Source organism: Ligilactobacillus sp. ESL1201 (assembly GCF_058503265.1).
In genome coordinates, this window is the sequence record NZ_CP196362.1 from 626034 (window position 1) to 639950 (window position 13917).

Annotated in this window: 16 protein-coding genes; all 16 read left to right on the forward strand. The window is 46.5% G+C overall.

Features of this window, described 5'->3' with window-relative positions; translation table 11 throughout:
• Nucleotides 1-268: 268 nt before the first annotated feature.
• The 16 genes from fabZ (ACSYSK_RS03115) to ACSYSK_RS03190 all read left to right on the forward strand — a co-directional run bounded on the left by fabZ (ACSYSK_RS03115) (nt 269) and on the right by ACSYSK_RS03190 (nt 13915).
• Entirely contained in the window at nt 269-715 is a 447-nt protein-coding gene (gene fabZ, locus ACSYSK_RS03115) for a 3-hydroxyacyl-ACP dehydratase FabZ (protein WP_491715474.1), read from the forward strand.
• A gap of 67 nt (nt 716-782) precedes the next feature.
• Nucleotides 783-1223, forward strand: a complete 441-nt coding sequence (locus ACSYSK_RS03120; protein ID WP_491715475.1) for a MarR family winged helix-turn-helix transcriptional regulator — start codon at nt 783-785, stop codon at nt 1221-1223.
• A 16-nt stretch (nt 1224-1239) separates the two neighbouring features.
• On the forward strand, nt 1240-2223 hold the full coding sequence (locus tag ACSYSK_RS03125) for a beta-ketoacyl-ACP synthase III (protein WP_491715476.1): 984 nt from the start codon (nt 1240-1242) through the stop codon (nt 2221-2223).
• Between the two features lie 34 nt (nt 2224-2257).
• Nucleotides 2258-2506, forward strand: coding sequence for an acyl carrier protein (locus ACSYSK_RS03130; protein ID WP_491715477.1), 249 nt, complete (start codon nt 2258-2260; stop codon nt 2504-2506).
• Between the two features lies 1 nt (nt 2507).
• Nucleotides 2508-3479 carry an ACP S-malonyltransferase gene (locus ACSYSK_RS03135; RefSeq protein ID WP_491715478.1) on the forward strand — a complete coding sequence of 324 codons (972 nt, stop codon included), beginning with the start codon at nt 2508-2510 and terminating at the stop codon, nt 3477-3479.
• Entirely contained in the window at nt 3470-4201 is a 732-nt protein-coding gene (gene fabG, locus ACSYSK_RS03140) for a 3-oxoacyl-[acyl-carrier-protein] reductase (RefSeq protein WP_491715479.1), read from the forward strand. Before ACSYSK_RS03135 ends, fabG begins: the two co-directional genes overlap by 10 nt.
• A 14-nt stretch (nt 4202-4215) precedes the next feature.
• On the forward strand, nt 4216-5451 hold the full coding sequence (gene fabF, locus ACSYSK_RS03145) for a beta-ketoacyl-ACP synthase II (RefSeq protein WP_491715480.1): 1236 nt from the start codon (nt 4216-4218) through the stop codon (nt 5449-5451).
• A gap of 2 nt (nt 5452-5453) precedes the next feature.
• Nucleotides 5454-5909, forward strand: a complete 456-nt coding sequence (accB, locus tag ACSYSK_RS03150; RefSeq protein ID WP_491715481.1) for an acetyl-CoA carboxylase biotin carboxyl carrier protein — start codon at nt 5454-5456, stop codon at nt 5907-5909.
• A 1-nt stretch (nt 5910) separates the two neighbouring features.
• Complete coding sequence (fabZ, locus tag ACSYSK_RS03155) at nt 5911-6342, forward strand: 3-hydroxyacyl-ACP dehydratase FabZ (protein WP_491715482.1); 432 nt, start codon at nt 5911-5913, stop codon at nt 6340-6342.
• A gap of 4 nt (nt 6343-6346) precedes the next feature.
• Nucleotides 6347-7726 carry an acetyl-CoA carboxylase biotin carboxylase subunit gene (accC, locus tag ACSYSK_RS03160; protein ID WP_491715483.1) on the forward strand — a complete coding sequence of 460 codons (1380 nt, stop codon included), beginning with the start codon at nt 6347-6349 and terminating at the stop codon, nt 7724-7726.
• Nucleotides 7713-8564, forward strand: coding sequence for an acetyl-CoA carboxylase, carboxyltransferase subunit beta (gene accD, locus ACSYSK_RS03165; RefSeq protein ID WP_491715484.1), 852 nt, complete (start codon nt 7713-7715; stop codon nt 8562-8564). The genes accC and accD overlap by 14 nt, the downstream gene beginning before the upstream one ends.
• Entirely contained in the window at nt 8561-9358 is a 798-nt protein-coding gene (gene accA / locus ACSYSK_RS03170; protein ID WP_491715485.1) for a carboxyltransferase subunit alpha, read from the forward strand. The genes accD and accA overlap by 4 nt, the downstream gene beginning before the upstream one ends.
• Nucleotides 9359-9373: 15 nt before the next feature.
• Nucleotides 9374-10132, forward strand: a complete 759-nt coding sequence (gene fabI, locus ACSYSK_RS03175; RefSeq protein WP_491715486.1) for an enoyl-ACP reductase FabI — start codon at nt 9374-9376, stop codon at nt 10130-10132.
• Nucleotides 10133-10201: 69 nt separating this feature from the next.
• Nucleotides 10202-11665, forward strand: a complete 1464-nt coding sequence (zwf, locus tag ACSYSK_RS03180; RefSeq protein WP_491715487.1) for a glucose-6-phosphate dehydrogenase — start codon at nt 10202-10204, stop codon at nt 11663-11665.
• Between the two features lie 198 nt (nt 11666-11863).
• Nucleotides 11864-12958 (forward strand): DNA polymerase IV, encoded by a 1095-nt coding sequence (gene dinB / locus ACSYSK_RS03185; protein ID WP_491715488.1) that lies wholly within the window; start codon nt 11864-11866, stop codon nt 12956-12958.
• Nucleotides 12959-12970: 12 nt separating this feature from the next.
• On the forward strand, nt 12971-13915 hold the full coding sequence (locus ACSYSK_RS03190; protein WP_491715489.1) for a DHH family phosphoesterase: 945 nt from the start codon (nt 12971-12973) through the stop codon (nt 13913-13915).
• Nucleotides 13916-13917: the final 2 nt, after the last annotated feature.

Below are 13917 nucleotides of genomic sequence, written 5' to 3' on the forward strand. Positions count from 1 at the left end.
AACTTGCTTGTTTTGCTAGGTTAATCCTCAGCGGCTAACCGCCAGCTTGCGCAGCTTGTTTTAATCGCACTTCGTCAAGCAGCAGGCTGTCTAACTACGCTGCTAAGCAAAGCCCAAGTTCGGCTTTACTTCTCAGCTAGGTTAGTGCTCACCTGCTAAGCGCTTGGCTTTGTAGCTTGTCTCGCAGCTTGACAGTTAGTTTAACTTGTAATATGATTCTTACATCGAATATTTTGATATTCGAAATAAATTAAGCGAGGTGGAAGTGGTGAAAGTGATGGATGCCCAAGAGATCATGGATCTGATCCCTAACCGTTATCCGATTTGTTATATTGATTACGTTGACGAACTTGAACCCGGTAAACGGATCTTGGCTACTAAAAATGTGACGATCAACGAATCGTTTTTTAGGGGACATTTTCCTGGAAATCCGCTCATGCCTGGTGCGCTGATCATTGAGACGTTAGCACAGGCAGCTTCGATCCTAATTTTAAAGTCGCCAGAATTTTTGGGGAAAACGGCGTATCTAGGTGCGATCCATAAGGCCCGCTTTGCTGAGATGGTCCGGCCTGGTGCGGTGCTAAAATTAGAAGTAGTAATGGCTAAGAAACGTTCGAACGTTGGGATCGTTGAGACTACTGCTAGTGTCGCTGGCAAGACGGCCTGCAGCGCCGAATTGATGTTTATTGTAGAAGAGACTGGTGAAAAAGTGTAGCCGACACTGTGTGCTGGATACTTTGATAACCAAATATTTTGGATGACAAGTAAAAGGCGGTAAGGCAATGAATGACACAAGTAAGGCAATCAGTGAGTCATTGATCCGGGTCTACAGTGATATTTTGTGGGCGGAAGAAAACGCGTTACGCAAGAGTCAGTTTAATAATTTGACGATCAAAGAGATCCACGCGATCAACGCGATTTCCATGTACGAGCATAAAAATGCTTCTAAGGTCGCTAAGGAATTGCACTTAACGCCGGGAACCTTGACTTCTACGATAGATCGCTTGGTAAAAAAAGGTTACGTTGAAAGAAGTCGTTCGCAAAACGATCGGCGTGTTATCCGGTTGAGTCTGACGCATAAGGGACGCGCTGAATACCGGGCACACGAATCATTTCACCGTAATTTGGTGGCAGAGTTTTTGCAGGGCTTTAACGACCAGGAAGTCCAAGTGATCCAACGGGCTTTACAGAATTTAGAAAAATTTATCGCTGAACGTTCTTAAGTATTGAGGAGAAGACATGACCCAGAAAGTAAAAATGATAAAAACAGCTAGCTATGTTCCGCCACTAACGGTCTCGAATGATGATTTGAGTAAGTTGATGGACACTTCTGATGAATGGATTTCTTCACGTACGGGCATTAAAAATCGTCATATCAGTGTTAACGAGAACACGTCCGACTTGTGTACTAAAGTCGCGCAAAAATTGTTATGCCAAAGTGGTTGGCAGGCTAGTGATTTGGATTTGATCATCGTGGCTACCATGTCTCCCGACTCATATACCCCGGCGACGGCGGCACTAGTACAAGGGCGCATCGGTGCGCAAAACGCGGTTTGTTTTGATATTTCTGCGGCGTGTTCCGGTTTTTCTTATGGCTTAGAAGTTGCCGCTAAGTTTATGGCACAAGACGAGTCAATGAAAGTCTTGTTATTAGGCGCCGAGGTTTTATCTAAGGTAGTTGACTGGCAGGACCGCGCGACGGCAGTGTTGTTTGGCGATGGCGCTGCTGGGGCGTTACTAGCGACTAGAAAAGACGAAGCGTCGGCTTTGTTAGCCAGTGACCTTAAAACTTTTGGTGCTCAAGGTAATAAATTAACTGCGGGGGTCAATCCTGCTTTGACAGAATTTCCGCCGGCTAAAGCCCAAGGTGCGCTCCAGCCGTTTGCCATGGACGGGCGGGCAGTTTACAAATTTGCGACCCATGAAGTGCCAGCGTCGATTTTAGCGGCCTGTGAAAAAGCCGGTTTGACCGTTGACGACATTGATTTGTTTATTTTGCATCAGGCTAACGCACGCATCGTGCAGTCGATCTCCAAAAGACTGCACCAACCGTTGGCTAAATTTCCCATCAATATTACCCAGTACGGGAATACTTCGGCAGCTAGCGAGCCGTTGTTACTGGATGAGTTAGTCCAAACTGGACGGCTCAAACGCGGTCAAGTCGTGGTATTAAGCGGCTTTGGCGGCGGTTTGACGATTGGTACCCAAATAATTGTTTATTAATAAAAATTAGTTAATTTTAAAGGAGAAAAAAATTATGACTGAACAAGAAATTTTGAAAAAAGTGCAAGATATCGTGGTAGAACAATTGGACGTTGATGCAGCTGACGTAACGCTGACAGCTGATATTAAGGATGATTTAGACGCTGATAGTTTAGACGTTTTTGAAATTATGAACGAACTAGAAGACGACTTGGACATCAAGCTTGAAGCTAGTGAAGACGTTAAGACTATCCAAGACGTTGTTAAATACGTGAAAAAAGAAGTCGACGCTAAGGAAAAATAACATGACTGAAGTCCAAAAAGTAGCATTCTTGTTTAGTGGACAAGGTGCACAATATAGTAAAATGGGGCTTGATCTTTACGATCATGACCCGCTTTTTGCCCAAACGCTAGACCGGCTCAACGACTTGTTACCGGGACTAGACTTGTTAACTATTTTGGCGGATGAAAATCATGAATTGGCTCAGACTCAGTTTCAGCAACCGGCTATCGTAGCTGTCAGTTTAGGACTGTTTGCGCTGGTCAAACGTGACTTTCCGCAAATCCCGGTCGCTGGGATGGTAGGCTTATCTTTAGGTGAATACGCTGCTTTAATTGCGGCACAAGCGATGTCTGAACAACAGGGGATCCAAGCCCTGCAAAAGCGGGCAGAATACATGCAAAGCGATGCTGATCAGCGGCAAAGTGGGATGGCTGCTTTGTTGAGTCCGGATGTTAGCGCGGTAGAAGCAATCTGTGACCAGTTAAGTACACCGGACGAGTTAGTTGCGATCTCCAATTATAATTCACCTAAACAAGTAGTGATCGCAGGCGACCAGCAGGCGGTAAAACAAGCCTGTGCTCAAATCACAGAAAAACAAGCTGCGCGTAGGGTGATCTCATTGCCAGTGGCGGGTGCTTTTCATACCCCGTTATTTGCTCAGGCTAGCAGTAAAATGCAGCCCGTGCTAGCGCAAGTTACTTTTAGCCAGCCGCAAACGGTGGTTTTAAGTAACACGACGGGACAGCCTTTTGTGCCGGCACAGTTGGCTGCTACCCTAACTAAACAGATCGTTAGTCCGACTCATTTTGCGGATTGTCTGTCTTATTTGGTGCAAAATGAAGGGGTCACGACGACCATAGAGTTAGGGCCGGGAGATACTTTGACTAAGTTTGCCAAGCAAATTGACCGCCACTTGACGCGTTATCATGTGGAAAATTGGGAACAATATCAAGCATTTGTCACAGAAGTGCGAGGGACACAAAAATGGAATTAGCTAATAAAACGGTTTTTGTTACTGGTTCGTCGCGGGGAATTGGTAAGCAGATCGCTTTGCAGTTTGCCCAGGCAAAAAGTAACGTGATTTTAAACGCGAGAAAAAAAGTCGACTCCCAACTGGTAGCAGAAATTGAAGGCTACGGAGTCGAATGCACGGTAGTTTTAGGCGATATTTCTCAGCTAGATGACGTCAAAAGGATGGTTAAGGAAGCCTATGACAAGTGTGGTCAGATCGATGTTTTAGTCAATAATGCGGGGATCACCAACGATAAGTTGCTGATCGGCATGAAAGAAGAAGATTTTCGGTCAGTGATCGACGTTAATCTCGTGGGAACTTACGCAATGACGCGGCCAATTTTACGTAAGATGAACAAACAGCGTTCCGGCGTGATCATCAATTTGGCTAGTGTAGTTGGCTTACACGGTAACATCGGGCAGGCCAATTACGCCGCCAGTAAAGCGGGGGTGATCGGCTTAACTAAGACGGTCGCTAAGGAAGGTGCTTTGCGTAATATTCGTTGTAATGCAATTGCACCGGGAATGATCAAAAGCGATATGACAGCTGTTTTGAGCGACAAGGTACAAGAACAAATGTTGACCCAAATCCCGCTCCAGCGTTTTGGTGAAGCTAAAGAAGTAGCGCAAACTGCCGTCTTTTTAGCACAAAATGATTACATCACGGGACAAGTGATCAGTGTAGATGGCGGGATGACGATCTAAAAAGGAGTAAAGACATGAGTAGAGTAGTAATTACTGGAATCGGCGCTGTAACTCCAATCGGCAATGATGCTCAGACTTTTAGCAAAAATGTGTTAGCCGGTAAGTTAGGGATCGATAAAATTACTAAATTTGATGCGGCCCCGACCGGAATCACAATGGCCGGTGAAGTGAAAGACTTCGATCCTACCCAAAGAGTGGGCAAAAAGGCTGCTCGGCGGATGGACTTATTTTCGGAATATGCAGTGCATAGTGCCTTAGAAGCAGCTGAACAAGCAGGAATCACTCCTGAAAATACGTCTGCTTATGATTTAGGCGTGATCTATGGTTCCGGGATCGGTGGGTTAACGACGATCCAAGAACAAGTGATCAAAATGCATGAAAAAGGTCCGCAACGGGTGTCACCGATGTTTGTACCGACCGCGATCGTCAATATGGCAGCGGGCAATATTTCGATCAGACTGGGAGCTAAAAACATTTCGACCACGATCGTGACGGCTTGTTCTTCGGCTAATAATGCGATCGGTGAAGCTTACCGCCAGATCAAAGAAGGCCGGGCACAAGTGATGGTGACCGGCGGGGCCGAAGCTTCAGTCAATGAGATCGGGATCGCAGGTTTTGCTGCGATCAATACCTTGTCGCCGCAGACTGATCGGACTAAAGCATCGCTTCCGTTTGACCGGGACCGTTCGGGCTTTGTGATGGGCGAAGGAAGCGCAAGTTTGATCTTAGAAAACTTAGAACACGCACAAAAACGTGGGGCTCATATTCTAGGAGAGATCGTCGGTTACGGCACGACTTCTGATTCTTATCATATGACTTCGCCTGATCCTAGTGGTGCTGGTGCTGCTCGTGCCATTCAGCTTTCGTTAGCAGAAGCTGGAATTTCTCCTCAAGATGTCGGTTATATCAACGCTCACGGGACTGCAACGGTGACTAACGATTCTAGTGAATCTAAGGCGATCAACCAAGTTTTTGGTGCAGATAGTCAGGTCAAAGTCAGCAGCACTAAGTCGATGACGGGCCATCTTTTAGGAGCCGCAGGAGCGGTGGAAGCCGTTGCTTGTGTGGCAGCTTTACAAAATGGTCAGTTACCGCCTAACGTGGGATTAACTAACCAGGATCCTGCTTGCCAAGTTAACTTGGTGACTAAAGAAAATAACGCTGCGCCTGACTTGCAATATGTTGTAAGCAATTCATTTGGTTTTGGTGGGCATAATGCAGTTTTGACCTTGAAAAAATGGAGTGATTAAGCGTGGATTTTAAAGAATTAACGGATTTATTAGCAAAATTCAGTTCATCACAGACGCGGGAATTGGAATTAAGCAAGGGTGATTTTCACTTACGTTTAAGTAAGAATGAAACGGCTCCAGCAGCTCCGGTAGCAGTGCCGGCACCGGCAGTTGTTAGTCCGGCGGTCCAAGAGTCGGCTACGGAGGCTCCAAGCGCTGCAACGCAAGACGATGCTGCGAAAACGACGATCAAAGCGCCGATGGTCGGTAGTGTTTATTTACGGCCAGATCCACAAAAAGAAACCTACGTTAAAGTTGGTTCTAAAGTGGCTAAAGGCGACGTAGTTTGCATCATCGAAGCGATGAAGATGATGACAGAAATCAAGAGTGAAGTTGCTGGGACTATCAGTCAAGTCTTAGTCGAAAATGAAGAGTTAGTTGAGTTTGATCAACCGCTTTTTGAAGTAGAGGAGGATTAAAATGACAGTTTTAGATTCGACCCAGATCCAAAAAATTATTCCGCACCGTTACCCGATGCTGTTGATCGACCGTGTCGAGGAATTAGAGCCTGGTAAGCGGGCCGTTGCTTTGCGTAACGTAACGGCTCACGAAGAGATCTTTCAGGGGCATTTTCCGGGTAATCCCGTGATGCCGGGCGTTTTGATCGTAGAAGCGCTGGCACAAACGGGTGCGGTCGCGTTATTGACCCTCGATGAATTTAAGGGTAAGACTGCTTATTTTGGCGGCATTAAAACTGCTAAGTTTCGCAAGGTCGTCCGTCCGGGAGATCAAATGCGCTTAGAAGTTACTTTAGAAAAGATCAGGGGCCATGTCGGTTTAGGCAAGGGTGTGGCACTAGTTGACGGTAAAAAGGCTTGTACTGCAGAAATTACATTTATGATTGGGGATTAACGCTATGTTCTCAAAAGTTTTAGTAGCAAATCGGGGTGAAATTGCGGTCAGGATCATTCGCTCCTTACGGGAATTAGGCATTCAGTCAGTTGCTATTTATTCGACTGCAGACCGAGAAAGCTTACACGTCCAACTTGCCGACGAGGCCGTTTGTGTTGGAACGGCGCGTCCCCAAGACTCATATTTGAATATGAAAAATATTTTAGCCGCAGCTATCGGAACTGGTGCACAAGCCATTCATCCGGGCTTTGGCTTTTTGTCGGAAAACAGCCGTTTTGTTGAGATGTGTGAAGATTGCGGCTTGACTTTTATCGGCCCCCATTCGCAAACTATCGATCTGATGGGCAACAAGGCAAATGCCCGCGAACAGATGCAAAAAAGTGGAGTGCCGGTAATACCGGGTAGTGAGGGCTTTTTAGCCGATGCAACTGAAGCTAAAAAAGTTGCCAAGCAAGTTGGTTATCCTGTCTTATTGAAGGCTGCTGCCGGCGGTGGCGGAAAAGGAATTCGGCGAGTAGACGACGAAGCCCACTTGGAAAGGGCTTTTACTGAAGCTAAAAGAGAAGCACTTAGCGACTTTGGCGATGACCGGATGTATTTAGAAAAGATCATGGAAAACGTCAAGCATATCGAGGTCCAGGTTTTCCGTGATAGTCAGGGAAATGCCGTTTATTTCCCCGAACGTGATTGTTCGGTACAACGCAATAAGCAAAAAATGATCGAAGAAAGTCCGTGTGCGCTGGTTACCGCCAAGCAACGCCAGCAATTAGGCGAGATCGCGTTACGTGCAACTAATTCGATCGACTACTTGAATACCGGAACGATCGAATTTTTGATGGACAGTCAACATCATTTTTACTTTATGGAAATGAATACGCGGATCCAAGTCGAACATACCGTGACTGAAATGGTGACAGGCATCGACTTAGTTAAAGCACAAGTCAAAGTGGCTGCCGGTGAGCCGCTGCCGTTTAAGCAAGAAGATATTCAGGTTTCTGGCGCGGCTATCGAGTGTCGGATCAACGCCGAAGACCCGAGCAAAAACTTCTTGCCGTCTACCGGTGAGGTCAACTATTTGTATGTTCCCGTTGGTAATTTGGGAATGCGAATGGACACCGCATTGTATGCGGGCTGTACGGTTTCACCTTTCTACGATTCAATGATCGCTAAGGTGATCGCCTTGGGTCATGACCGTCAGGAAGCATTGCAAAAGATCAAGCGGTTGTTAAACGAAATGGTGATCTCAGGAATTACTACTAATCAGAAATTTTATTTGTCGTTACTAGAAGATCCAGAATTGCAAAAAGGAACACTAACGACGGATTACGTCGAACGGGTCTTTTTGCCTGCATGGAAGAGAAGGGAAAGCAATGCAGCTGTTTGATGAATTAAAAACGCTCGGACAAAAGCATATCAAAGCCGATAAAGCGGCCCAACAAAACGTGCCAACTGGCTTGTGGCTGACCTGTCCTAAGTGCCAAAAGGCGTTATATCATAAGGATTTGGATCAGTATATGACGTGTCCTAATTGCGGTTATGGCTTTCGCATGACGGCACGTAAACGGCTGGCTTGGCTGGTAGATGATTTTAACGAAATGGATAGTGAGCTAACTACTAAAGATCCGTTACAGTTTCCTGATTACCAGCAAAAATTGACTAAGGCTAAACGGGCGACCGATTTGAACGATTCCGTTTTGACCGGTCAGGCTAAGATCGACCAGCAAGAATTTTATTTGGGGATCATGGATCCTAAATTCATTATGGGGTCGATGGGAACCGTGACTGGGGAAAAACTTACCCGCTTATTCGAGGCGGCAACGGCTGCTAAACAAGCGGTCGTGCTGTTTACGGCTTCTGGTGGTGCGCGGATGCAGGAAGGGATTTATTCTTTAATGCAGATGGCTAAAGTTTCTCAGGCAGTCAAAGCGCATTCTGATGCGGGTTTGTTTTATCTGACGATCATTACTGATCCGACGACCGGTGGCGTGACGGCTAGTTTTGCGATGCAAGGCGATATTATTTTGGCGGAACCCCGGGCTTTGATCGGTTTTGCCGGCAAACGGGTGATCGAACAAACGATGCACCAAAAGGTTCCCGCTGACTTGCAGGACGCCGAAAATATTTTGCAGCACGGATTTATCGATGCACTGGTTACCCGTCAGGATGAAAAAAAGCAAATCAAATGGTTACTTGAAATGCATCAGATAAAGGCGGGTGAATGATCATCGCAAATTTTTTGAAAAAAAAGCAGCGGACGGCCGGTGAAGTAGTTGCGGCTGCTCGTAACTCCAAAAAAATTACGGGAACAGAGTTATTAGCGGAATTATTTCCGGATTTCTTAGAACTACATGGCGACCGGTTAAACGATGACGATCCGTCGATTATCGGTGGACTGGCACATTTTGCGGGGCAACCGGTGACCGTATTGGCGATCGATAAGGGAACTAGCGCCAAGGAGCGGGTCGCCAAACATTTTGGCAGTCCGACTCCCGCGGCTTACCGGAAATCCTTACGCTTGATCAAACAGGCGGAAAAGTTTAACCGTCCCGTGTTGGCTTTTGTCAATACGGCAGGGGCTTACCCCGCTGCAAGTGCGGAAGAACAAGGGCAAGGCGAGGCGATCGCCCGCAATCTGTTGGAGATCGCAGCGATCAAGGTGCCGCTGATCACCGTGATCTACGGCGAGGGTGGTAGCGGCGGTGCGTTAGCCTTGGCTTGTGGGGATCAGGTTTGGATGAGTGAAAATAGTATGTATTCTGTTTTGTCGCCAGAAGGTTTTGCTTCGATCCTCTGGAAAGATGCTACTAAGTCTAGCGAGGCGGCTGAGATCATGCAATTAACTCCCACCGCTTTACTAAAAGCTGGTATAATCGAAGGAGTGATCCCAGAACCGTCATCTAAAAAGCGCTTTTGCAAAAATATCGGTCATGTTTTAGCACAACAGTTGCCGCAATTACAGCAACTGCCGCCAAACGAATTAGTACGAAAAAGACAACAGCGTTTTCGTAAATTTTAGTAAGGAGACTTTATCATGGGAAAATTATTAGAGGGCAAAACCATCCTCGTAATGGGCGTTGCTAATAAACGTTCGATCGCTTGGGGATGTGCCTCAGTGATGGAAGAACAGGGTGCACGAGTAATTTACACTTATCAAAATCAACGGATGAAAAAGAGCATTAAAAAATTAGTGCCAGACGAAGACCGCTTGGTCGAATGTGACGTCGCCACAGATGAGAGTATGGACAAGGCTTTTAGTGAACTAAAAGAACGGTTTGGTAAGTTAGACGGAATTGTGCACGCGATCGCTTATGCCAACAAAGACGAACTGGAAGGCGAAATCTTAAACACTAGTCGTGATGGCTATGCGATGGCCCAAAATATCTCGTCCTATTCAATTTTAGCAGTTGCTCGTTACGGTAAAGAATTACTGAAAAATCCGGGCAGCATCGTTACTTTGACTTATTTTGGTTCCGAAAGAGCGATCCCTAATTACAACGTGATGGGTGTTGCTAAGGCCGCTTTGGAAGCAAACGTTCGTTACTTAGCACGTGATATGGGACAATACGGCGTGCGGGTCAATGCGATCTCCGCTGGTGCCGTCAAGACACTAGCTGTGACCGGGGTTAAGGATCATTCCGGTTTGCTGAGAGAATCACAGGAACGTACGGTCGATGGTAATTCGGTCACAACTACCCAGATCGGTGGGGCGTGTGCCTTTTTGATGAGCGACCTCGCAACTGGGGTCGTGGGCGACACGATCTATGTTGATAAGGGTGTTCATTTAATATAAAACACGACGACGTCTTACATTATTTGATGTAGGGCGTTTAATTTTAGGTCTGTAGGAGATTTGATGATAATGAAAAATGAACAGCAGGCTTTATTTATTATTTTTGGTGGCACGGGCGATTTGGCGCAACGTAAATTGTACCCGTCGTTATTTAACCTTTACCAGCAGGGGTACTTGCAAAAAAATTTCGCCGTGATCGGGACGGCGCGCAGACCGTGGAATCACGATCATTACCAAGAAGTGGTACGGGCCGCGATCTCGGGGATGGAAGTCACGACTAAGCAGGCTAACGAATTTGCTAGTCATTTTTACTATCAGGCGCATAACGTCAATGATACTAAACACTACGAAACCTTGCAGGAGTTGGCAGTTCACCTGGAAGATAAATATCATTTGAACGGTAACCGTATTTTTTATTTGGCGATGTCGCCGCAATTTTTTGGTACGATCTGCCAGCACTTGAAAACGCAGGGCTTAGTGAGTGCGAGCGGCTATAACCGGGTCGTGATCGAAAAGCCATTTGGCCACGACGTAGCTAGTGCGGTGGCGCTAAACGATGAGATCAAGCAGTATTTTCCCGAAAAAGACGTTTACCGCATCGATCATTATTTAGGTAAGGAAATGGTGCAAGGCATTCCAGCATTACGGTTTAGCAATAATATTTTTAATGCACTGTGGAATTACCGCTACATTGACAATATTCAGATCACTTTAAGCGAGGCGCTAGGCGTTGAGGAGCGTGCGGGTTATTATGAAAACGCGGGTGCGCTGCGTGATATGGTTCAAAACCATATTTTGCAGACCGTGGCGTTAGTAACGATGAATGCTCCTACCAGTTATAGTGATTCGGATCTGCGCCAAGAAAAAATCAGCACGTTAAAAGCGCTGAAAGTTTATTCGCCCCAGCAAGTAGAACGTAATTTTGTGCGGGGACAGTACGCTCAAAACGGGGAACAAAAAGGTTACCGGCAGGAAAATCAGGTGGCCGCGAATTCTTGTACCGAAACTTTTGTGGCCGGTAAGTTGTTTGTCGATAATATGAGTTTTGCTGGGGTGCCGATCTACGTGCGCACCGGTAAAAGAATGACGACTAAGGCCAGTCGAGTAGACGTCGTCTTTAAAAATATGCCTCATAATATTTTTGGAACCCGGCCGTTAAAACCCAACGTCTTAACGTTTAAGATCGAACCTGTGGCCGGCTTAGAGTTACGGTTAAACGGCAAAAAAGTCGACTTGCAAGATTATCGAGTCGAGGGCTTACGTTTAAAATACCGTCATAGTGAGGCCGAGCAAAAAAAGTTAGCGGTTGGGTACGAAAAATTATTATATGATGTTTTAAAGGGAGAAACGGCTAATTTCGCGCACTGGGATGAAGTCTATTACTCCTGGCGTTTTGTGGATGCGATCAGACAGGCGTGGGACGCGCAGAGTCTAACACAATTACCGTCTTATAAGTGTGGTACAATGGGACCAGCACAAGCGACAGAACTGTTACAAAAAGACGGGCGCAAGTGGTACTTTGACCCGGATTAACTATAGTGAGTTGGAGTACAATTGACCTCTCACAAAAGGCGGAGTGGGGACAAACTGCTGCTTTTTAGAACACGATCAGTCTATTACTTACGGAAAACAAAAATGGGACTGGAACAAAACAGAGTTTTGTCTCAGTCCCGTTTAATTTTCGTGAATAATAGTTCTGTGTTGATTACTGGGGGTTACAGGAGGAAGGGCATGGAACGAAAGATCTTGCACGTGGACATGGACGCTTTTTACGCTTCGATCGAGATGCGCGATGATCCGTCTTTGGCTACGCTACCGTTAGTGATCGCGCGCGATCCACGTAAAAGTGGGGGTCACGGCGTTGTCGCTACCGCTAATTACCGGGCCCGTTTTTTCGGGATCCATTCGGCGATGAGTAGTCAACAAGCGTGGGAGTTGTGTCCGCAGGCCTACTTTAAGCAACCCGATTTTCCTAAATACCGGCGGGTTTCCCACCAGCTGCACGAGATCTTGCACGAGTATACGCAAAAAATTGAGCCGGTCGCCTTTGACGAAGCTTACTTGGATATTTCAGCTAGCAAGATCCCGGCCGTTCAAGTGGCCAAACAGATTCAGCAAGAAATTTATGATAAGCTTCATTTGACTTGTTCGACGGGAGTTTCTTACAATAAATTTCTGGCGAAGTTAGCTTCGGATTACCGCAAACCCGTAGGGATCACGGTGGTTCGCGCCGACTCTGTACGTGATTTTTTATTCCCCTTGAAGATCGAAAAATTCCGCGGTGTTGGTAAAAAGACGGTGCCTAAAATGCATGAATTACAAATTTTTACCGGCGCAGACCTTTACGCGCACAGTGCAACTGATTTGATCAAGCATTTTGGTAAGATGGGTTATCTTTTATACCAGCGGGTACGAGGGATCGACGAGCGGCCGGTAGAATGGCAGCGAAAACGACAGTCGATCGGCAACGAGCGGACTTTTGACCGGCCGTTACAGACCGCCCCGGAGGTACAAGATTACCTGCACCGTTCGGCGCTTAGATTAGCTGCAGACTTAAAAAAGCAGCAGCAACACGGTAAGACGCTGGTCTTAAAGGTCAGAAATTCGGCTTTTGAAACGACGACCAAGCGGTTGAGTTGGGATGATTTTTGGACGAATGACAGCGAATTATTTGAATTTTACGGGCAAAAATTACTGGCAGAAGTCCAACCCGAAAACTATGATATTAGGTTGTTGGGACTAACGATGACTAATTTAGCGCCGTTGGAATTTGAAAATTTGTCGTTACCGTTGTGGCCAACGACGAAGAAGAACAATTTAGTTTAAAGGAGTTTAATAATGACGATACAAGAAGAAATACTGGCACAAATCGAGCAATTTGAAACGATCATTATCCATCGTCACCAGCGCCCCGATCCGGACGCGATCGGTTCTCAGTGCGGTTTAGCTGCTATTTTGCGCGCGAGTTTTCCTGCGAAAAAAATCTACCAAAACGGTACTCGGGCTCGCGGCTTAGAATGGATCGCTCAAGAAGAACAGGTCAAAGACGAACAGTATCAAGACGCGTTGGTGATCGTCGTCGATACCGCCAATAGTCCGCGCATTGACGACGAACGCTATGCTCAAGGAAAAATGCTGCTTAAAATCGACCATCACCCTAATGACGATCCTTACGGACAGTTAAACTGGGTGGTGCCCGGCGCTTCTAGCACCTCGGAAATGATCGCTGATTTAGTGACCAGCAGCAAGGGAAAATTACAGTTACCCAAAGAAGCTGCCCGAATGTTGTATGCTGGGATCGTCGGGGATACCGGGCGTTTTATGTACGACGCCACGGACGCGCATACCTTAGAAGTCGCGGGACAGCTGGTGCGCACGGGCTTTGATAATGCGGCGGTCAACCGGCGGATGGATGAGATCGAACCGGCAGTGGCTCGCCTGTGTGCTTACGTGTGGCAGCACATGACGTTGACGCCCCACAACGCTGCTTATATCGTGTTGACTAACGAATTACTGCAGCAATTTGAACTAGGAGATGCCAGTACTTCGGCGATAGTGCCCTTGTTAGGAAAAATTTCAACGGTTAAGTGCTGGACGATTTTTGAGCAGCAAAAAGACGGCTCGTATCGCCTACGCATTCGTTCTAAAAAAGTCGTGATCAATGAATTGGCTAAAAAATATCACGGTGGCGGGCATGCTTTAGCCAGTGGAGCTACGATCAAAGATGAAAGCGAAATTGCGGGTTTTGTGGCCCAGTTAGACGAATTAGCAGCCACTGAATAGGA

What these genes read in the sequence shown, in the direction of transcription:
- ACSYSK_RS03120 (WP_491715475.1), top strand. Translation starts at nt 783, where the DNA reads ATGAATGACACAAGTAAGGCAATCAGTGAGTCATTGATCCGGGTCTAC.
- ACSYSK_RS03125 (WP_491715476.1), top strand. Translation starts at nt 1,240, where the DNA reads ATGACCCAGAAAGTAAAAATGATAAAAACAGCTAGCTATGTTCCGCCA.
- ACSYSK_RS03130 (WP_491715477.1), top strand. Translation starts at nt 2,258, where the DNA reads ATGACTGAACAAGAAATTTTGAAAAAAGTGCAAGATATCGTGGTAGAA.
- ACSYSK_RS03135 (WP_491715478.1), top strand. Translation starts at nt 2,508, where the DNA reads ATGACTGAAGTCCAAAAAGTAGCATTCTTGTTTAGTGGACAAGGTGCA.
- fabG (WP_491715479.1), top strand. Translation starts at nt 3,470, where the DNA reads ATGGAATTAGCTAATAAAACGGTTTTTGTTACTGGTTCGTCGCGGGGA.
- fabF (WP_491715480.1), top strand. Translation starts at nt 4,216, where the DNA reads ATGAGTAGAGTAGTAATTACTGGAATCGGCGCTGTAACTCCAATCGGC.
- fabZ (WP_491715482.1), top strand. Translation starts at nt 5,911, where the DNA reads ATGACAGTTTTAGATTCGACCCAGATCCAAAAAATTATTCCGCACCGT.
- accC (WP_491715483.1), top strand. Translation starts at nt 6,347, where the DNA reads ATGTTCTCAAAAGTTTTAGTAGCAAATCGGGGTGAAATTGCGGTCAGG.
- accD (WP_491715484.1), top strand. Translation starts at nt 7,713, where the DNA reads ATGCAGCTGTTTGATGAATTAAAAACGCTCGGACAAAAGCATATCAAA.
- accA (WP_491715485.1), top strand. Translation starts at nt 8,561, where the DNA reads ATGATCATCGCAAATTTTTTGAAAAAAAAGCAGCGGACGGCCGGTGAA.
- fabI (WP_491715486.1), top strand. Translation starts at nt 9,374, where the DNA reads ATGGGAAAATTATTAGAGGGCAAAACCATCCTCGTAATGGGCGTTGCT.
- zwf (WP_491715487.1), top strand. Translation starts at nt 10,202, where the DNA reads ATGAAAAATGAACAGCAGGCTTTATTTATTATTTTTGGTGGCACGGGC.
- dinB (WP_491715488.1), top strand. Translation starts at nt 11,864, where the DNA reads ATGGAACGAAAGATCTTGCACGTGGACATGGACGCTTTTTACGCTTCG.
- ACSYSK_RS03190 (WP_491715489.1), top strand. Translation starts at nt 12,971, where the DNA reads ATGACGATACAAGAAGAAATACTGGCACAAATCGAGCAATTTGAAACG.